The 18,644-nt window shown below is 74.5% G+C and carries 17 protein-coding genes; 12 read left to right on the forward strand and 5 right to left on the reverse strand.

Annotated elements, in window-relative coordinates; genetic code table 11:
• The first annotated feature begins 38 nt into the window (after window positions 1-38).
• The gene (locus ACFVVL_RS24960; RefSeq protein WP_380286937.1) at window positions 39-1,169 is read left to right on the forward strand and encodes a hypothetical protein; all 1,131 of its coding nucleotides are present in this window, start codon (window positions 39-41) and stop codon (window positions 1,167-1,169) included.
• Window positions 1,170-1,284: 115 nt separating this feature from the next.
• Here the strand turns inward: ACFVVL_RS24960 and ACFVVL_RS24965 are convergent, their stop codons facing one another.
• Window positions 1,285-2,583 carry an ABC transporter substrate-binding protein gene (locus tag ACFVVL_RS24965; RefSeq protein ID WP_387678775.1) on the reverse strand — a complete coding sequence of 433 codons (1,299 nt, stop codon included), beginning with the start codon at window positions 2,581-2,583 and terminating at the stop codon, window positions 1,285-1,287.
• 174 nt (window positions 2,584-2,757) lie between these two features.
• On the opposite strand from ACFVVL_RS24965, the gene ACFVVL_RS24970 reads away from it, so the two are divergent.
• Both ACFVVL_RS24970 and purU read left to right on the forward strand, forming a co-directional pair.
• Window positions 2,758-3,273, forward strand: a complete 516-nt coding sequence (locus ACFVVL_RS24970) for a hypothetical protein (RefSeq protein WP_387678778.1) — start codon at window positions 2,758-2,760, stop codon at window positions 3,271-3,273.
• A gap of 124 nt (window positions 3,274-3,397) precedes the next feature.
• On the forward strand, window positions 3,398-4,264 hold the full coding sequence (gene purU / locus ACFVVL_RS24975) for a formyltetrahydrofolate deformylase (RefSeq protein ID WP_380286939.1): 867 nt from the start codon (window positions 3,398-3,400) through the stop codon (window positions 4,262-4,264).
• Window positions 4,265-4,306: 42 nt separating this feature from the next.
• On the opposite strand, the gene ACFVVL_RS24980 is transcribed toward purU, so the two are convergent.
• Entirely contained in the window at window positions 4,307-5,545 is a 1,239-nt protein-coding gene (locus ACFVVL_RS24980) for a zf-HC2 domain-containing protein (RefSeq protein WP_387678781.1), read from the reverse strand.
• Window positions 5,542-6,222: a sigma-70 family RNA polymerase sigma factor gene (locus ACFVVL_RS24985; protein WP_387678784.1), complete on the reverse strand. Its 681-nt coding sequence runs from the start codon at window positions 6,220-6,222 to the stop codon at window positions 5,542-5,544. The genes ACFVVL_RS24980 and ACFVVL_RS24985 overlap by 4 nt, the downstream gene beginning before the upstream one ends.
• A 571-nt stretch (window positions 6,223-6,793) precedes the next feature.
• On the opposite strand from ACFVVL_RS24985, the gene ACFVVL_RS24990 reads away from it, so the two are divergent.
• From ACFVVL_RS24990 to ACFVVL_RS25010, 5 genes are all read left to right on the forward strand, one after another.
• Window positions 6,794-7,318, forward strand: a complete 525-nt coding sequence (locus ACFVVL_RS24990; RefSeq protein WP_387678787.1) for an ATP-binding protein — start codon at window positions 6,794-6,796, stop codon at window positions 7,316-7,318.
• A 462-nt stretch (window positions 7,319-7,780) separates the two neighbouring features.
• On the forward strand, window positions 7,781-9,112 hold the full coding sequence (locus ACFVVL_RS24995; RefSeq protein ID WP_387678790.1) for an MFS transporter: 1,332 nt from the start codon (window positions 7,781-7,783) through the stop codon (window positions 9,110-9,112).
• 43 nt (window positions 9,113-9,155) lie between these two features.
• Window positions 9,156-9,683 (forward strand): GNAT family N-acetyltransferase, encoded by a 528-nt coding sequence (locus ACFVVL_RS25000; protein WP_387678793.1) that lies wholly within the window; start codon window positions 9,156-9,158, stop codon window positions 9,681-9,683.
• Between the two features lie 112 nt (window positions 9,684-9,795).
• A complete protein-coding gene (locus ACFVVL_RS25005) occupies window positions 9,796-10,173 on the forward strand; it encodes a DUF4229 domain-containing protein (RefSeq protein WP_380286945.1) in 378 nt (125 codons plus the stop codon).
• Window positions 10,174-10,184: 11 nt separating this feature from the next.
• Window positions 10,185-11,330 (forward strand): LacI family DNA-binding transcriptional regulator, encoded by a 1,146-nt coding sequence (locus tag ACFVVL_RS25010; protein ID WP_387678796.1) that lies wholly within the window; start codon window positions 10,185-10,187, stop codon window positions 11,328-11,330.
• A 206-nt stretch (window positions 11,331-11,536) separates the two neighbouring features.
• Here ACFVVL_RS25010 and ACFVVL_RS25015 read toward each other — a convergent pair whose 3' ends face one another.
• Complete coding sequence (locus tag ACFVVL_RS25015; protein ID WP_387678799.1) at window positions 11,537-12,763, reverse strand: MFS transporter; 1,227 nt, start codon at window positions 12,761-12,763, stop codon at window positions 11,537-11,539.
• 379 nt (window positions 12,764-13,142) lie between these two features.
• Here ACFVVL_RS25015 and ACFVVL_RS25020 point away from each other — a divergent pair, with 379 nt between their 5' ends.
• Window positions 13,143-14,492, forward strand: a complete 1,350-nt coding sequence (locus ACFVVL_RS25020; protein WP_387678802.1) for a dicarboxylate/amino acid:cation symporter — start codon at window positions 13,143-13,145, stop codon at window positions 14,490-14,492.
• 271 nt (window positions 14,493-14,763) lie between these two features.
• Here ACFVVL_RS25020 and ACFVVL_RS25025 read toward each other — a convergent pair whose 3' ends face one another.
• Window positions 14,764-14,967 (reverse strand): cold-shock protein, encoded by a 204-nt coding sequence (locus tag ACFVVL_RS25025; protein ID WP_380286949.1) that lies wholly within the window; start codon window positions 14,965-14,967, stop codon window positions 14,764-14,766.
• Window positions 14,968-15,345: 378 nt separating this feature from the next.
• On the opposite strand from ACFVVL_RS25025, the gene ACFVVL_RS25030 reads away from it, so the two are divergent.
• The 3 genes from ACFVVL_RS25030 (at window position 15,346) to ACFVVL_RS25040 (ending at window position 18,483) form a co-directional block, all read left to right on the forward strand.
• Window positions 15,346-16,248, forward strand: a complete 903-nt coding sequence (locus ACFVVL_RS25030; protein ID WP_380286950.1) for a menaquinone biosynthetic enzyme MqnA/MqnD family protein — start codon at window positions 15,346-15,348, stop codon at window positions 16,246-16,248.
• Between the two features lie 235 nt (window positions 16,249-16,483).
• Window positions 16,484-17,707: a cyclic dehypoxanthinyl futalosine synthase gene (gene mqnC, locus ACFVVL_RS25035; RefSeq protein WP_387678806.1), complete on the forward strand. Its 1,224-nt coding sequence runs from the start codon at window positions 16,484-16,486 to the stop codon at window positions 17,705-17,707.
• A gap of 14 nt (window positions 17,708-17,721) precedes the next feature.
• On the forward strand, window positions 17,722-18,483 hold the full coding sequence (locus tag ACFVVL_RS25040) for a hypothetical protein (RefSeq protein ID WP_387678808.1): 762 nt from the start codon (window positions 17,722-17,724) through the stop codon (window positions 18,481-18,483).
• The last annotated feature ends 161 nt before the right edge of the window (window positions 18,484-18,644 follow it).

The raw sequence follows: 18,644 nt of genomic DNA on the forward strand, positions 1-18,644 counted from the left end.
GCCGTCAGCGCGCGGTCGTGCACAGGTGAGGAATCGCGTTGAGCCAGCGCCGCTCGTACCCCAACTCGGGTGACTTCAACCTGGACGACCTGTTCCGCCCGGAGCCCGGACAGCAGCCGCAGCAGCCGGGACAGCAGCCCGGGCAGCAGGGCCCGCCGCAGGGGTACGGCCCGCAGCCGGGGCAGCACGCCGGTCCGCCGCCGCACGCCCAGCCGCCGCACGCCCAGCCGCCGGCCGGGCCGTACCCGGGGCAGCCGTCCGGGCAGCCGGAGTACTTCGGCGACAGCGCGCTGCCGACCCAGGCCATGCCGGTCCAGCCGGGCGGCCCGCAGCCGTCCTGGGGCGGCGCCCCGCAGCCGGGCCACCCCGCCGACCCGGCCCAGGCGACCCAGTACCTGCCGCCGTACCCGGGCCCGGACCCGCAGGCGGCGGGCGGCTACCCGCCCGCGCAGCCGGGATACGCCGACCGGCCCGCGCCGGGCCACCCGGGCGAGGCCCCGGCCGGGCGCGACGGCGGCCGCGGCGGCCGTTCCTCCTCCAAGCTGCTCATCGGCGGCGTGGTGGCCGGTGGCGTGGCGGCGGCGATCCTGGTCGCGGTGCTGCTGAACGGCAACGACGACACGTCCGGCACGGAGAAGAAGGCCGTCCCCCCGGTCACCGACAGCGGCACGGTCGCCGCCACCGTCCAGAGCGCCGGCCCGACGACCGCCTCGGTCAACCCGGAGGTCAAGGCGCAGGCCCAGGCGCTCTCCGACCTGCTCGGCACCGCCAACGACAGCCGGCAGGCCGTGATCGGCGCGGTCGCCTCGGTGCAGAAGTGCGACAAGCTGCCGGAGTCGCAGCAGGCGCTGACCGCCGCGGCCGGGCAGCGCCGGGAGCTGCAGAGCAAGCTGGCCGGGCTGAAGACCGACAAGCTGCCCGGCGGTCCGCAGCTGGTCGAGCAGCTGAACGCGGCGTGGACGGCCTCGGCGACCGCCGACGACGAGTACGCGGCCTGGGCCGGGGACGCCCAGGCCGGCTGCGACCCGAAGAAGAACGACAACCAGCACTACAAGAACGCCGTCGCCGCGAGCGGCACCGCCACCACGGCCAAGAAGCAGGCGGCCGGGCTGTGGAACACCGTCGCCGGCCAGACCGGCCTGCCCACCCGCACCGACGGCGACCTCTGACCCGCCCGCACCCCGCAACCAGGGGCACGGACCCGGCCGCAGGACACCGGGACACGGCGAAGGGCCCGGCCGAAGGACGGCCGGGCCCCGGGAACCGCGGGGGCGCAGCGCCGGATCAGGCCGGCGGCTTGCCGCCGGTGAGCACCCAGCGCACGTCCACGAAGCCCGGCCGCTGCAGGGTCAGCTGCCCGCCCTTGACCACCTGGTAGGTGACCCAGGTGTTCACCAGCCGGGGCGACTCGGTGGACGGCAGCATGTTGGTGGTCGCCCAGTTCAGCGGCGGGGTGAGCCCGACGTCGATCTGCTCGCCGCTGTCCAGCAGCCCGGTGACCGTCTTGCTGCTGATCTGGCGCCCGGCCGCGGCCAGCCGGTCGGCGACCTGGCGGAACACCTCGTAGGCCACCCAGGTGGTCTGCACCCCGGGGTCGGCGGCGTCGATGGTCCGCCCGGCGGTGTCGGCGCGGATCACCGCCCGCAGGCCGTCCCAGATCCTGGCCGACTCCGGCGGGTACCAGCCGGTCACGAAGGCTCCCGCGAGCGGGCCGCTGTCGCCGCCGGTGGAGTCGACCACCGACTGCTGGACGCTGCCGATCACCGAGGCGATCCGGGTGTTCTTCGCGCCGGTCCGGCGGAAGGCGTCGAGCAGGTTGCCGGTCGGCTCCGAGCCCAGCGCGCTGGTGACGCAGCCGCCCGGCTGGTCACCGCCGATCGCCTTGCGGACCTCGGGGGAGTAGTCGTTGGACTTCTCCGGCGCCTTGACGTCCAGCAGCTTGATCCCGGCCGGCTTGAGCGCGTTGCCCAGGTAGCCGAGCAGGTTGTCGCCGGCCGGGGTGTCCGGGCGGATCAGCGAGACCGTCTTGCAGCCGGCCTCCACCAGCTGCCGGCCGCTGCCGCCGATCAGGGCCGGCATGCCGCCGCCCACCGGGTAGGACAGCGGGCTGCTGAACTCCGGCTGGGACAGGCCGTAGCCGCCGATCAGCGGGATGCCGGCCCGTTCCAGGGCGGGCATGAAGTCGTCGCCGTACTGGCTGTAGGAGCCCAGCACCGCCACCGCCCTGGCGTCCACCGCCTGCTGCGCGCAGGCCTTGGCGCCGTCGGAGGTGTTGTGCTCGTTGCAGGTGATCACCCGCAGCCGGCGGCCGTGCAGGCCGCCCTTGACGTTGACGTCCCGGCCGATCGCCTCGGCCAGGGCCGTCATCCCGGGGCGGTCGGCCGATCCGGTGTCGGACGGCGCCCAGGTCATGACGGTGAGATCGCCGCTGCCGGTGGCGGCATCGGCCGGTCCGCCGCACGCGGAGGCCGAGAAGAGGGTTGGGAGCACCGCCGCGGCGGTCGCGACGGCAGCGATCGGGCGCCGGCGGCGCCGTCCCGCGATCGGGTGCATGGCCTGGGACGAGCCCCTACGGCTGGTCATCGGTCTTTCCCTCCCTGGGCGCTGTGCTGCGCACCGGTTCCAGCCAATCCCCGGTGTCGCAAGCCGAGAGGACCGCCCAGCCAACGGCCGGCAAACGGGGGCGGAAATCCGGGTGGGGACGCGTGTAGATCGGGAGTGGAGCCCGAACGGTGGGGGAACGTACGATCGATCCCCATGTCCGCCAGCACAGAATCTTCGTATCGGTCTGCCCGAAACCCTTCTCGTCCGGGCCACCGCTCCAGCACGATGGGCGGCATGCCGCTCAACGACCTGCCCTGGTGGCGCTGGCGGGCCCGGCTCCGCTCGGCGCTGCACATGCTCTCCGACCCCGGGTTCCAGCGGGACGCCTGGCTGACCGGCCGCGAGGGGTACGGCGACGTCACCGACGCCGTCTACCGCCTGGTCGAGGACACCTGGCTGGACCGCTGGTCGGCCGAGAAGTACGTCGGCACGATCTTCCGGGACTCCGCCGAGGCGACCCTGGTGGACGTCGCGGTGCTGCGGGTGGTGCGGATCCTGCACGAGGTCGGCGCGGACGCCCCGGTCTCCGCCTACCTGGAGCACCACGGCTGGCCGGAGGCGGTCCGGGCGGCCCGCGAGGCGCACGTCAGGCTGGCCGCCAACGACGGCGAGGACCCGGACGTCCCGCCGCGCTCGCTGGACGTGCTGCGGATCCTGACCCAGGTCTGAACGGGCCGCCGCCCCGGTCCGGGGCGGTCCGTCCCGCAGTGCGGGCAGCCGGAGGGGGGCCTCCCGGAGTGTGACACGCTGGAGCGTCCACATCCGCACGAGCTCAGGACGGGATACCACCACCGTGGAACAGCAGCCGGCCAGCGCCCAGTACGTCCTCACGCTGTCCTGCCCCGACAAGCAGGGCATCGTGCACGCGGTCTCCAGCTACCTCTTCATGACCGGGTGCAACATCATCGACAGCCAGCAGTTCGGTGACGGGGACAGCGGTCTGTTCTTCATGCGGGTGCACTTCTCCGCCGCCGAGCCGGTGACCCTCGACAAGCTGCGGGCGAGCTTCGCCGCGATCGGCGCCTCGTTCGGGATGGACTGGCAGATCCACCCGAGCGACGAGAAGCTGCGAATCGTCCTCATGGTCAGCAAGTTCGGGCACTGCCTGAACGACCTGCTGTTCCGCACCCGGATCGGCGCGCTGCCGGTGGAGATCGCCGCGGTGGTCTCCAACCACACCGACTTCCGCGACCTCACCGAGGGCTACGGGATCCCGTTCCACCACATCCCGGTGACCCGCGACACCAAGGCCGAGGCCGAGCAGCGGCTGCTGGACCTGGTCGCCGAGGAGAACGTGGAGCTGGTCGTGCTGGCCCGCTACATGCAGGTGCTGTCGGACCGGCTGTGCACCGCGCTCTCCGGCAAGGTGATCAACATCCACCACTCCTTCCTGCCGAGCTTCAAGGGCGCCAAGCCGTACCACCAGGCGCACACCCGGGGCGTGAAGCTGATCGGCGCCACCGCGCACTACGTCACCGCCGCCCTCGACGAGGGCCCGATCATCGAGCAGGAGGTGGCCCGGGTGACCCACGACGTCACGCCGGACCAGCTGGTCGCGCTCGGCCGGGACGTCGAGTGCCAGGCGCTGGCCCGCGCGGTGAAGTGGCACAGCGAGCACCGGGTGCTGCTGAACGGCACCCGGACGGTCGTCTTCGCCTGACGCGCCCGCCCGCCCGCCCGATGCCGCCGCCCTGCCGGCCGGCTACGGCCGGGACAGCAGCGGCGTCGCGTGCAGCACCTCGCGGATCGCGGCCCGGTCGCCGTGCTCGCCGACCGGCAGCCGGTCCGGGTCGCGGTGCGCGGCGGCCAGCTGGCAGAACTCCAGCCCGTCCAGCACCATCGCGGCCACCGGCTCGCCGCCGGGCGGTCCCGCGTCCGGGCCGTCCAGCGGTATCAGCCACTCGCCGGACGCCGGGCCGTCGATCACCAGCCGGATCCGTCGGCCGGCCGTCCTCCCGTCGGCGGGCCCGGGGGCACCGGCGGGCGCCCCGGCGAGTTCGGGCCGGGCCGCCCGCTGCCCGGCCAGGGCCAGCGGCAGCATCCGCACGGCCAGGTCGATCATCTGCCGCAGGTGCTGCGGGGCCGGCGGGGCGTACGGGTAGGCGACCGCGCGGGCGACGTCCTCGCCGTGCACGTAGCACTCGAAGGCCCGGTCGACGAAGGCGTCCCGGAGCGGGACGGTCACGAAGCCGAAGTCCACCGGGGTGTTGCCCTGCGGGGCGAGCGCGGCCGAACGGACCAGCTCGTGGCAGTGCCGGCGCCACCGGGCCCGGACCCGCTGCGGCGGCTGTCCGGCCTGCTCGGCGGTGAGCCGGGCGGTGCGGTCGGCGATCCGGGCCCAGGGCCGGCCGGCCTGCGGCGGCACCCGGGGGACCGGCGGGAGGACGGGCTCCTGCGGCGGGACCCGGCGCTCGGCCGCCGGTCCGGCGCCGCCGGGAGCCGTGCCACCGGAGCCGGGGCCGGAGCCGGGGCCGGATCCGCCCGGGACGGGGTCGGGCAGACCGAGGGCGACGGCCACGTAGCCGTCCACGGCGGCGAGGTGGCAGAGCACCTCGGCCGGGCGCAGGTACTCGGTGCCGCCGTGCCAGGGCAGTTCGGCGACCTCCTGCCACTCCTCCGGGCCGAGGTCGCGCAGCAGGGCGTCGAACTTGGCGGTCTCGGCGGCGTACGGCAGGCCCCAGGCGGGGACGGGCAGGTCGGCCGGGCGGCGGGCCAGGCACCAGTCCAGCACCTGCCGGCGCAGCGCGGCGGGCTGGTCCAGCGGCTCCTCGACGGAGAGCCAGCCGGCGGCCTCGCGCAGCCGCTCGGCCTCGTCGGAGCACTGCGGGCAGCCGGCCAGGTGGGCCTCGAACGCGGCGGCCTCCCGGGGCGGGACGGCGCCGAGCGCCCAGGCACCGAGCAGCGAGCGCAGGGCCTCGTGCTGCTCGTCGGTGATCGTCACGTCCCCCCGCCCTCCTGCCGCCGCCCGCGCTCCCGTTCGGTGTCCGCCCGTTCCGCGACCGCCCGTTCCGCGACCACCGGTTCCGCGACCACCGGTTCCGGGTCCGCCCGTTCGGGGCCGGCCGGGGCGGGGCCCCGGTGCCGGGCGCGCTCCTGTTCCAGTTCGGCGGCGAGCAGTTCCAGGCCCTGCCGCATCCGCTCCTTGGCGGCCTGTTCGCTGATCCCCAGCCGACGGGCCGTCTCCTGGTAGGTGCGGCCGTCGTAGTAGGACTCCGCGATGGTCTCACGCAGCGGTTGCGGCAGGGCGGCGACCGCGTACTGGACCCGGGCGGCGGTGGCCACCGCGCGGATCTCGTCCTCCGCCTCCCCGGCGGGGCCCGCCTCCGCGGCGCGGCGGGCCCGCAGCCGGTCCACCGCGCGGCGGTGGGTCAGCGCGCCGAGCCAGGAGCGGAGCGAGCCGCGGGCCGGGTCGAAGGCCTCGGGGTGCTCCCAGACGTGGGCGAATATCTCCCGGGTGAGTTGCGCCGCCGCGGTCTGGTCGGCCAGTATCCGGCCCGCCAATCCGTGGACCATCGGGGCGAGTTGGTCGTAGAGCTCGCCGAGGGCGGTCTCCTCGCCGCGGGCCAGGCGCCGCTGCAGCTGTTCGTCCCGGCGCGGGGCGCCGTCGGTGCTGGCCACCGGTCACCACCCTCCTGCCGGACCGGCCGCTGACGCGTCCCACGGTAACCCGGACGGTTCGGACGCCGGGTGGATTCGGTGAAGAACAGGAGGCCGGGGCTTCGGATCGTCGGATCGTGGGATCTGCGGTGGATCCCGGGGCCGTGCTGTTCGAAGGTGGTTGGACATATGTCGCACGGGTGGTTCGCGAGTGGCGGGTGCGGTGCGAGGGGCGGACGGCGGTAGGTTCGCCTCTGCGTCGCGGCCCGGGCCGGGTCGGGCTGGGCCGGGCGGTCGCCGGTCCGGGGCTCGCCAGAGTGAACGGGACAGTATGCCGTGCCCGTCCCCCGATCGCTGGAATATGCCCGAAGCGCTTGCTGCGGTCCGCCCGCCGAACCATCCTGAGGCGTATTCGTGTCGCGGCCGGTGCGCGACGGACGACGTGGCGCGGGCGCGCCGCGGCGGGTGCGACGTGCGGTCACCCGCCGGGCGGCGCCCCGGCGGACGGCGGGCCCGGTGCGCGCCCGGGCCGGACGGGCGACCGGGGCCCGGCCGAGACGGTGGCCGAACTGCGAGTGCGGGTGGTGGAGCGGTGCAGGTTCTTCAGGTACAGCTTGCGGTGCGGGCGGACCCCGCCGAGGTCGGCCGGGCCCGCCGGTGGGCCCGCTCGCGGCTGCTCAACCACGGGGTGGACCCGGACGCGCCGATCGCCGAGGCGGTGGTCCTGGTGGTCTCCGAACTGGTCACCAACGCCGTGGTGCACACCGGCCGTCCGGCCGTGCTGCGGCTCTGCTTCCCGCTGGACGACCACCGGGGCGCCGCTCCCGGCTCCTCCCCGGGCGGCCCCGGGAGCGAGGGCGTGCGCGAGGCGGCGACGGTCGGCCCGCTGCGGGTCGAGGTCGCCGACGCCAGCCAGGTCGCCCCCGCCCCCCGGCACGCGGGCGCGGACGTCGACGCCACCAACGGACGCGGCCTGGAACTGGTGGAACTGCTCTGCGACCGCTGGGGCTGGTACCCCGACGGCACCGGCAAGCGGGTCTGGTGCGAGATCAGCCCGGACGCCCGGCCCGCGGACCCGCTCGCCGCCGTCGACTGGGTGGCCCTGGCGCAGCCTTAGGTCCCGTCGTCGGGCCGAAAGCTGACGCAACCATTCCGAATTTCCGACTACCCATTGACGTGACGTATCCGACTGATCACTCTTGGGTGCAGCGCTCCGTCGCGAGGGGACGCCGAGGGAACACCCGAACGCCGCTGCGGTGCTGCTGTCCAGGGGGACCACGTCAGCAGGGGGGCCGTGGACCGGTCGTGCGCTGGCTCCTTGGCGAGTGCGGAGGGATCGGCACGGCTTCAGGGCCCGTGTGCCGAGGTTGGATGGCGGCCGGCCGTGCCGTGCTCGGGGTGCGCACGGCCCGCCGCCATCCGATCCGCCCGTCACGGGCGATCCCTTTCGGCCACCCGGCCCGCCCACCGAACCGCCGCTTCCGGTCGGCCGGTTCCCGCCCCCGGTTGGCCCGATTCCGGCGGAAGCTGGCAGCCCCGCCCCTCGTCGTCGCTCGGCGCCGTCGGAAGACTCGGCCGGGTGAACGAGACCGCCGCCCCCACCGGCCCCGCTGATCCCACCACCCCCACCGACGCGCTCCCCGTGCCCGCTCGCACGCCCCGGGTGCACTACGCCTGGGTGGTGGCCGGCGTCTCCCTGCTGGTGCTGCTCGGCTCGGCCGGCTTCCGGTCCACACCCGGTCTGATGATGGACCCGCTGCACACCGAGTTCGGCTGGTCGATGGCCACGATATCCAGCGCCAGTTCGGTCAACCTCACCCTCTACGGCCTCACCGCGCCGTTCGCCGCCGCCCTGATGGACCGGTTCGGGGTGCGGTTGGTGGTGGTCTGCGCGCTGCTGACGATCTCGGTCGGCGCCGGGCTCACCATGCTGATGCGCCAGCCCTGGCAACTGGTGCTCTGCTGGGGCGTCCTGGTCGGCCTCGGCAGCGGCTCGATGGCCGGCGCGTTCGCCACCACCATCACCGGGCGCTGGTTCCGGGCCCGGCAGGGGCTGGTCACCGGGGTGCTGACGGCCGCCGGTGCGGCGGGCAACCTGGTCTTCCTGCCGCTCGGTGCCTGGCTGGTCGAGCAGCACGGCTGGCGCTCGGCGGTGGTCGTGGTCTCGCTGGCGGCCAGCGCGGTGGCCGTCCCGGTGCTGCTGCTGATGCGCGAACGGCCCGCCGACCTGGGCCTGTTCCCGTACGGCGCCACCGAGCCGCCGCCCGCCCCGGCCGGCGGCGAGCGGGTGCTGGCCCGTTCGCTGCGGGTGCTCCGGCAGGCCGCCCGCAGCCGGGCGTTCTGGCTGCTGGCCGGCTCCTTCGCGATCTGCGGCGCGACCACCGCCGGGCTGGTCGGCACCCACTTCATCCCGGCCGCCCACGACCACGGCCTGCCGGTCACCACGGCGGCGGGCCTGCTCGCGCTGATCGGCGTGTTCGACGTGATCGGCACCGTCGCCAGCGGCTGGTTCACCGACCGCTTCGACGCCGGGCGGCTGCTGATCGTCTACTACGGTCTGCGCGGGCTCTCGCTGCTGGTGCTGCCGCAGCTGTTCGCGGGTTCGCTGGAGCCGCCGATCCTGGCGTTCGTCATCTTCTACGGACTGGACTGGGTGGCCACCGTGCCGCCGACCGTCGCGCTCTGCCGCCGGCACTTCGGGGAGGACGCGCCGATCGTCTTCGGCTGGGCGCTGGCCTGCCACCAGATCGGCGCCGCCGTGGTGGCCGGCCTGGCCGGCTTCGCCCGGGACGCGCTCGGCGACTACGACCTCGCCTGGTACGCGGCGGGCGGGCTCTGCGCGGTCGCGGTGCTGCTCTGCCTGGCGCTGCGGTCCGGGGGCGCCGAGCGGACCGCCCCGGCCCCGTCCTGAGGCGCGGCCGTCCTGTCGTAAGGGGCGGCTAGGCTCCGGGGCCATGACGCTCACCTTCACCCTCGACCCGGAACTCGACCCCGCGCTGCGTGCGGAGATCACCGCCCTGTGGACCGCCGCCAGCAACGCCGGCGGGGCCGTCGGCTTCGTCCACCAGGTGACCGAGGAGGAGGTCGGGGCCGCCGGGGTGGCGCAGTTCGCCGGGCTGGCGCCGGCCGGGCCGGACCGGCTGCTGATCGCTCGGGAGGCCGCGACGGGCAGGCTGGCCGCGCTGCTGGTCTTCGAGTCGATGCGGTTCGGGCCGATGGACCACTGGCGGCTGGTGGCCAAGGTCATGGTCCACCCCGAGCTGCAGGGGCGCGGCCACGGCGCGGCGCTGATGGCCGAGGCCGAGCGGACCGTGCGCGGCTGGGGCCTGGACGGGCTGAAGCTCCAGGTGCGCGGCGGGCTCGGCCTGGAGTCGTTCTACGCCCGCAGCGGCTACGTCGAGGTCGGCCGGGTGCCCGCCACCATCCGGGTCGCGCCCGGGGACGACCGCGACGACGTCATCATGTGGCTCGACCTGCGCTGATCGCGCGCTCGGCGGAGCGGTGCCCGGCGGGACCCGTTCCCCGCCGGGCGCGTCGGGCATGCTTCACTGGGAGACCGGCCCGGTTCCCAGCGCAGTGAAGGATGTGTCCCCGGTGGGCAGCAATGTGAGCAAGAAGTCGCACGCCACGCTCCGGTACACCTCGATGCGGGTCTCCATCTTCCTCGGCTGCCTGCTGGTCGCGCTGCTCCTCGGACACTTCCAGGTCATCCCGGTCTCCGGCGAGGCGGGCGTGGTCTTCCTCTTCCTGCTGGCCGCGGTCGCCTCGGCCCCGCTGAGCTACGCGCTGCTGAGCCGCCAGCGCGACGAGATGTCGGCCGAGATCTCCGGCAGGGTGGACGGCATCCGCTCCCGGACCGCCTCCAGGATCGCCGCGCAGAACGCCGAGGAGGACGCCGCGGACGACGCCGCCCGCGCCGCGGCCGCCAAGAAGGCCGCCCCCGGCTCCGCCGCCTCCGCCCCGCAGAACTGACCCGCGCCGTCGTGCCGGAGAACGCCGCGCCGGACAGCGCCGCGTCGGACAGTGCCGCGCCGGACAGCGCCGCGCCGGGCGTCCCCGCACCGGCCGGCGCCGGGGCGGGGCGGGCCGACGGGCCCGCGCCCGGGACCTGGCCGGCCCCGGTCCGCCGCCCCACCGGCCGGGACGTCGCCCGGCTCGCCGGGGTCTCGCAGGCCACCGTCTCCCTGGTGTTCTCCGGCTCCGAGGCCGGCCGCCGGGTCTCCGACGCCACCCGCGAGCGGGTCCGCGAGGCCGCCCGCAGCCTCGGCTACCGCCCGCAGGCGGCCGGCCGGCAGCTGCGGCTGGGCCGCAGTGGGATGATCCTGCTGGCCGTGCCGAACATCCTCGGCCCGTTCTTCGGCCGGGTCCTGGAGGGCGTCCACGAGGAGGCCGGCCGGCACGGCCTGGCCGTGGTGGTCAGCTCCGGCTGGGGGAGCGCCACGCTCGCCGAGGCCGCCACCACCAGCCGCTTCGACGGCCTGCTGATCTGCTCCCCCGACGACAGCCAGCTCGGTGAGCTGCCCGCCGACACCCCCGTCGTCTTCCTGGACGCCGACCCGGGCACGGACCGGACCCGGCCGACCGTCGAGCTGGACGTGGCCGGCGGCATGCGGGCCGCCGTCGAACACCTCGCCGGGCTCGGCCACCGCCGGATCGGCCGGCTGCGCTCCACCCATTCCGCGTACACCTTCCGGGTCCGCCAGGCCGCCTTCGAGGAGACGGTCCGCCGGCTCGGCCTGGAGGTGGTCGAGCTCGGCGTCAGCCTGAACGAGGGCCAGCCGGCCGCCCGCGAGGCCGCCCACCGGCTGCTCGCCCGTCCGGACCGGCCACACGCGGTGATCTGCGACGACGACGTGGTCGCCTCCGGCGTCTACCAGGCCGCCGCCGAGCGCGGGCTGCGGGTGCCCGCCGACCTCTCGGTGATCGGCATCGACAACGTCCCGGTGGCCGCGCTGCTCGCCCCGCCGCTGACCACCGTCGACCTGCCGGGCGAGGAGCTCGGCCGGGCCGGGGTGGCGGCGCTCGCCGGGCTGCTCCGGGGCGAGGCGGTCGCGCCGGTGCCGCCGCTCGCCACCTCGCTGGTGCGGCGCTCCTCCACCACGGAGGCCCCGTCCCCGGCGCAGGACTGACGGTGCGTTCGGGTGCGGTGCGCCGTGCGGGCCGCTCCGCAGGGTGAAGGATCGTGCCGCGGCCTCGCGGCGCACCCGGCCGTCATCTCCACCCGGCGGGGCCGAGGCCGCCACGGCGGGCCGAAGGGACGAAGAAGTGACTGCGCCCGTCGGCCAGACCACCCGGTCCGACGGGCGCAGTCACGTCCAGGGGGATGCGGCGGGCGTCAGCCCACCGGCATCGGTCCGGTCGGCAGCGGCCGCGCCCCGGCCGACGCGGCGGCCGGCCGGAACCAGCGGCGGGCGCCGAACAGCAGGGCGGCGCCGAGGCCGATCCCGCCCGCCGCGCACAGCGCCACCGGGCGCAGCGAGCCCTCCGCGAGGTGGCCCGAGACGGCGTAGCCGAGCGAGTTGCCGGTCGCGAAGAGGGTGACCAGCCAGGCGAACGCCTCCGTCACGGTGCCGGTCGGTGCGAGCTCGGCGACCAGGACGAACGCCGCCGCCAGCAGCGGGGCCAGCGCGATCCCGGAGAGGAAGGCGAGCCCGGCCATCGCGACCGGCCCGGGGAGCAGCACCAGCGGCAGGTAGCTGACGGCCATGCCGAGCGCCATCAGCCAGGTGCGGGTGGCCGTCGAGCTGCGCCACGGCACCGCTCCGTAGGCGAGCGCGCCGAGCAGTCCGCCGAGTGCCGCCAGGGCCAGCAGGGTGCCCGCACCGCCGGGCAGGCCGTCCGCGGCACGGGCCTCGGCGTACGCGATGAACAGCACGTTCTGCGCGCCGACCGCCCAGCCGGCGCCGGCCAGGCCGATCAGCAGCAGGACCAAACCGGGGGAGCGGAGCGGGCCGAGCAGGCCGGCCGAGTGCGCGCGCGGCGGGGCCTGCCAGGCCCGGGCCGGCGCGGCGGTGGCGACGACGGCCGCCCCGATCAGGCCCAGCGCGGCCGCCACCCAGAGCGCGGCGACGGCGCTGACCGCGCCCGCGATGCCGGCCACCGCGAGCGGACCGGCGACGTAGAGGATCTGCTGGGAGGCGGAGTCGAAGGCGTAGGCGGTGTCGAGCTGCTCCTCCTCGACGACGTCCGGCCAGAGCGAGCGCAGGCAGGGTTCGAGCGGGGGCATCGCCAGGCCCGCGATCGCGGCGCCGAGCGGGGCCGCCACCGCCGAGCCGGGGGCGAGGGCCAGCAGGGCGTACCCGCCGCCGGCGATCACCGCGGAGACCAGCAGCACCCGCGGCTGCCCGGTGCGGTCCACGATCCGGCCGAGCACCGGTCCGCCGACGGCCGCCGCGATCGCGTACGCGGCGGTGGCCAGGCCGATCCGGCTGAACGGCGCGTGGACCTCCCGCAGGGCGAGGGCGATCACCAGGGCGGTCATGCCGGCCGGGAGGCGGCCGAGCAGGGTGCCGAAGAGGAGACGGCCGACGTGCGGGGCGCGGAGCAGGGCGAGGTAGCCCATGGGCGGGATTCTCCGGTCTGGGCGGGCAGCGGGCGGGGGATGCCACCAAGTTATACGTATAACTGTTGACCGGTCAATCGGTCCGTACCCAGAACTCAAACAACTACTTTGAACATCTCAAAGCTTTACTGCTAATGTGTCGGCCGTGACCACCTCAGACGCACGTTCGCCGCTCGGCCCGGGCCCGCTGCCCGGCGCCGCCCGCGCGTGTCGTCTGTCCGGTGCTGTGGACAGCCCGCGCCGTTGTCGCGCCATGAGCTGTATTCAGGCGGCACGCCCCTGACCGGGGCCGGTCCCCTTCCCGTCCGGCCCGCGTGCCGTGCCGCCGTCCTCACCCCCGCCTCACCACCAGCAACGCCTCCCCCGGAGCCGCACCGTCATGTCCACAGCGCCCGAGGCGACTTCGTCGCCGTCCGTGCTCGCCAGAATCCGCAAGACCCCGTTCTGGGTCCAGATCGTCGCCGGCCTCGTGCTCGGCGTCGGCCTCGGCTACCTGGCCCGCGCGGCCGACATCTCCTGGCTGGCCACCACCCTGGAGACGATCGGCCGGATCTTCGTCCAGCTGCTGAAGCTTGCCGTCCCGCCGCTGGTGTTCACCGCGATCCTGGTGAGCGTGGCGAACCTGCGGAACGTCACCAACGCGGCCCGCCTCGCCGTTCGCACCCTGCTCTGGTTCGCGATCACCTCGCTGATCGCGGTGGCCATCGGCCTCGGCCTCGGCCTGCTGACCAACCCGGGCGAGGGCACCAACCTCAAGACCGAGGGCCTCAAGCCGCCGAAGTCCACCGGCAGCTGGATCGACTTCCTGACCGGGATCTTCCCGACCAACATCGTCACCGCCTTCACCGAGGTCGAGGTCCTGCAGATCGTCTTCCTGGCGATCGTGGCCGGCGCCGCCGTGATCAAGCTCGGCGCCAAGGCCGAGCCGATCCTCAAGCTCAGCGAGTCGGTGCTGGAACTGGTCCAGACCGCCCTCTGGTGGGTCATCCGCCTCTCGCCGCTCGGCACCCTCGGCCTGATCGGCAAGTCCGTCGCCAAGTACGGCTGGGACCTGCTGGAGCCCTTCGCGACGCTGACCGTGGACGTCTACGTCGGTTGCGCGCTGGTGATGTTCGTCGTCTACTCGCTGCTGCTGAAGTTCGCCGCCGGCCTCAACCCGGTCAAGTTCTTCCAGGGCGCCTGGCCCGCGATCCAGCTGGCCTTCGTCTCGCGCTCCTCGGTCGGCACCCTGCCGGTCACCCGCCGGGTCACCGAGCGCCTCGGCGTCCCGGGCGAGTACGCCTCGTTCGCCGTGCCGTTCGGCGCCACCACCAAGATGGACGGCTGCGCCGCGATCTACCCGTCGCTGGCCGCGATCTTCGTCGCCCAGGTGTACGGCATCGACCTCGGCGTCAAGGACTACCTGCTGATCGCCTTCGTCTCGGTGATCGGCTCGGCGGCCACCGCCGGTCTCACCGGTGCGATCGTCATGCTGACGCTGACCCTCTCCACCCTGGGTCTGCCGCTGGAGGGCGTCGGCCTGCTGCTGGCCATCGACCCGATCCTCGACATGATGCGCACCGCGACCAACGTCGCCGGTCAGGCCCTGGTGCCGATCCTGGTCGCGGCCCGGGAGAAGACCCTCGACCTGGTCGCCTACAACAACCCCACCGGTGAGCTCTACGACGAGGCCCCGGCCGTGATCCCGTCCCAGGGCAAGGGTCCGAACCAGGCCGCCGCGACGGCCTGACGCTCCTTCGCACGGGTACCGCGAAGGGCCCTCCTCCCCGGGACGGGAGGAGGGCCCTTCGGTGTTCCCGCGCTGCTGCTGCTGCTGCGGCGGGCCCGGAGGCCGGCGGCCCCGGGCGCCCGGCGCGCTGCGAGGCGGGCGGGCACAAGGCAGGGGGCCCACCGGACGGCGGGCCCCCTTGGGTACTGCAGCTCTTGTGCTCATGGTGACGGCCGCGGGCCGTCGGCGGACCCGATGGGGTCCCGAGCGATCAGATCATCATTGAGGATGGTCAGATAACGGTGACGTTCTCCGCCTGCGGGCCCTTCGGGCCCTGGGTGACGTCGAAGCTGACCGCCTGGTTCTCCTCCAGCGAGCGGAAACCGCTCGCGTTGATGGCGGAGTAGTGGACGAAGACGTCGGGGCCGCCGCCATCCTGGGCGATGAAGCCGAAGCCCTTCTCAGCGTTGAACCACTTGACGGTTCCCTGAGCCATGCCGTTCTCCTTGCGAGGGACGTGTCGGGGACCACACCGTGTGGCCACCCGGTCCGCTGCGCTGATCGCCCTGCCTCCGGACGGGTCCGGAGTTTTTCGATATTGCTGAAAAACTACAAAAAGCCTGCGGTTACATGCTCCGCAGGCTTCAAGTACTGCAAGGGGAATCAAACTGCAACTGAGGGCAACGCTAGCATGCGGCTGCTGTGACGACCAGGGGTGACTTACGGGCTGGACAGCGCGTGTCGTAAGGCCGTTGTGACGCTCGGTGCGGGCTCCGGCGGGTCGTCCCGGTGCGTCCCGGAAGGGCGGTGCGGGACTCCCGGGACGGCGGGCATACGCTGCGGGGAGGCGCACGAACAGCAAGGGAGCGGCGCAGTGGCAGTACCGGATGCGGAAACGCGGGAGCCCCGGGAGAACACCCCGGCGCGGCCCCGGGTCGGGCATATTCAGTTCCTCAACTGCGTACCCCTCTACTGGGGGCTGGCCAGGACCGGCAATCTGCTCGATCTGGACCTCACCAAGGACACCCCGGAGAAGCTGAGCGATCAGCTGGTCGACGGTTCCCTGGACATCGGACCGATCACCTGCGTGGAGTACCTGCGGCACGCGGACGAGCTGCTGGTGCTCCCGGACATCGCCGTGGGCAGCGACGGTCCGGTGATGTCCTGCGTGATCGTCAGCAAGCTGCCGCTCGCCGAGCTGGACGGCCGGCGGGTCGCCCTCGGCTCCACCAGCCGCACCTCGGTCCGGCTCGCCCGGCTGCTGCTGGAGGAGCGCGAAGGGGTCCGGCCGGAGTACTTCAGCTGCCCGCCCGACCTCGACGCGATGCTCGCCGAGGCCGACGCGGCCGTGCTGATCGGCGACCCGGCACTGCGCGCCTACCTGGGGCAGGCGGCCGAACAGGGCCTGGCCGTGCACGACCTGGGCGAGATGTGGAAGGAGTGGACCGGGCTGCCGTTCGTCTTCGCCGTCTGGGCCGCCCGCCGCGACTTCGCCGAGCGGCGTCCCGGGCTGACCGCGGCCGTCCACCGGGCCTTCCTGGAGTCCCGGGACCTCTCGCTGGTCGAGGCCCGTGAGGTGGCCGAGCAGGCCGCCCGCTGGGAGGCCTTCGACGCGGGGGTGCTGGAGCGGTACTTCAGCGAGGCGCTGGACTTCTCGCTCGGCGAGCGGCAGCTGGCCGGGGTCGCCGAGTTCGCCCGGCGGGTCGCGCACGACAGCGGCTTCGCCCCCGACGTGGCCGTGCGGCTGCTGGAGCCGGCGCCGGCGCCGGTGGCCTGAGCGCGGCCGTCCCGGACGGCTCCGGTGGCGGGGCCGTGCGGGACGCCGCCGCGGTGGGCGGTCGTGGCGGTGCGGTCGTGGCGGTGGGCGGGGCGTGGTGGGCGGGCGGGCTGGCGCGGGCGCCGCGGAGCGCTGGCGTAGGCTGAACCGGATGCGACCCGGTGCCCCGGCACGGGGTCGTCGCACCCGCCGCACACGTAGCACGTGCAGTACCCGAGAGAGAGAAGGCCGCCAGGTGTCCGAGCTCGCAGCGACCACCCTCGATGCGCCCAGCACCGACCTGCAGGCCGTGCTCGACCGGGCGGCCGGCGGTGGCCGGATCAGCCCGGAGGAGGCGCTGGAGCTCTACCGCTCCGCCCCGCTGCACGCGCTCGGCTCGGCGGCCGACGCGGTGCGCCGCCGCCGCTACGCGGGCACCGAGCACATCGCGACGTACATCATCGAGCGGAACATCAACTACACCAACGTCTGCGTGACGGCGTGCAAGTTCTGCGCCTTCTACGTGCCGCCGAAGAGCGACAAGGGCTGGTCCCGCGACCTCGACGAGATCCTGCGCCGCTGCGCCGAGACCGTCGAGCTGGGCGGCACCCAGATCATGTTCCAGGGCGGCCACCACCCGGACTACGGCGTCGAGTACTACGAGCGCGCCTTCTCGGCGATCAAGGCGGACTTCCCGCAGCTGGTGATCCACTCGCTGGGCGCGTCCGAGGTCGAGCACATGGCGCGGATCTCCGGCGTCTCCATCGAGGAGGCGATCACCCGGATCCACCGGGCGGGCCTGGACTCCTTCGCCGGCGCCGGCGCCGAGCTGCTGCCGGAGCGCCCGCGCAAGGCGATCGCGCCGCTCAAGGAGTCCGGCGAGCGCTGGCTGGAGATCATGGAGACCGCCCACAGCCTGGGGGTGGAGTCCACCTCCACCATGCTGATGGGCACCGGCGAGACCAACGCCGAGCGGATCGAGCACCTGCGGATGATCCGCGACGTGCAGGACCGCACCGGCGGCTTCCGCGCCTTCATCCCGTACACCTACCAGCCGCAGAACAACCACCTGAAGGGGTCGACCCAGGCGACCGTCTTCGAGTACCTGCGGATGATCGCCATCGCCCGCCTGTTCCTCGACAACGTCGCCCACATCCAGGGCTCCTGGCTGACCACCGGCAAGGAGGCCGGCCAGCTGTCGCTGCACTACGGCGCGGACGACCTCGGCTCGGTCATGCTGGAGGAGAACGTGGTCTCGGCGGCCGGCGCCAAGCACCGGTCCAACCTCACCGAGCTGATCCACCTGATCCGGGCCGCCGACCGCGTCCCCGCGCAGCGCTCGACCACGTACGAGCACCTGCGGGTGCTGGACGACCCGGCCAACGACCCGGTCGACCCGCGGGTCGCCTCGCACATCGCCTCCACCGCGATCGAGGGCGGCACCGCGCACCCCGAGCTGAAGATCCTCGACAACGACTGAGGTCCCGTCCCGTCGTGCTGACCCTGCACCGGGCGGCCCTCGTGCTGCCCGACCCGGCCGATCCCACCGCCCCGTCCCTCGCCGACGGGGCGGTGCTGGTGCGCGGCGAGCTGGTCGAGGCGGTCGGCCCGTACGCCGGGCTGGCGGCGGCGCACCCGGCCGCCCGGGTCCGGGACTGGGGCGACGCGCTGCTCACGCCCGGGCTGCGCAACCCGTACGGGCACTGGCTGCTGGAGCGGGCGTACCACCCGGACCCGCGTGAAGGCGCCGGGGACGAGCCGGTGCCGGACGGGCTGGCGGGGGAGCGGGACGAGACGCGCTGCGGGGGCAGTGCCCGGCGCGGGCTGCAGCGGATGCTCGGCTGCGGCGTGACGGCGGTGGCCGGACCGTTCGAGCGCGCCTCGGTGCGGACGGCGGTGGCCCGTTCGGGGCTGGCCGTGCTGCCGGGGGGCGGGGCGGACGCGGGGGCAGACGCGGGTGCGGGGGTGGGGGTGGGGGTGGGCGCCGGGGCCGGGCCGCTGGACCCGCTGGCGGTGCTGCCGCTCGCCGAGGCGGTGCACGGCCGGGTGGCGGCCGGGGGCCGGGCGGACTTCGCGGTGTTCGCCCCCGGCGGGGTGTTCCCGTCGCAGGGGGTACAGGGGCAGGGGCGGGTTCAGGCGCCGGTACAGGGGCTGGGGCGGGTGCAGGGGCAGGCGCAGGGGCGGCCGGAGGGGGCGGGGGCCGGGGAGTGCCGGGCCACCGTGCTGGCCGGCCGGCTGGTGTTCCGGCGGCGCTGAGCGGGCGCCCGGGCCGGTTCCGGACACACCCTACTCGTCGGTAGGCGTACAGCCCCGCCAGGTTTCCCCGTACTCCCGTGCGGTGTGCGGGACTTGCTTCGTGTGCCACTGAACTGGGGGTTCTCCCCCGTGGCCTGATCGACCCTTCGCCGTGACCTGAG

The organism is Kitasatospora sp. NPDC058115 (assembly GCF_042884635.1).
Lineage (GTDB): Bacteria > Actinomycetota > Actinomycetes > Streptomycetales > Streptomycetaceae > Kitasatospora.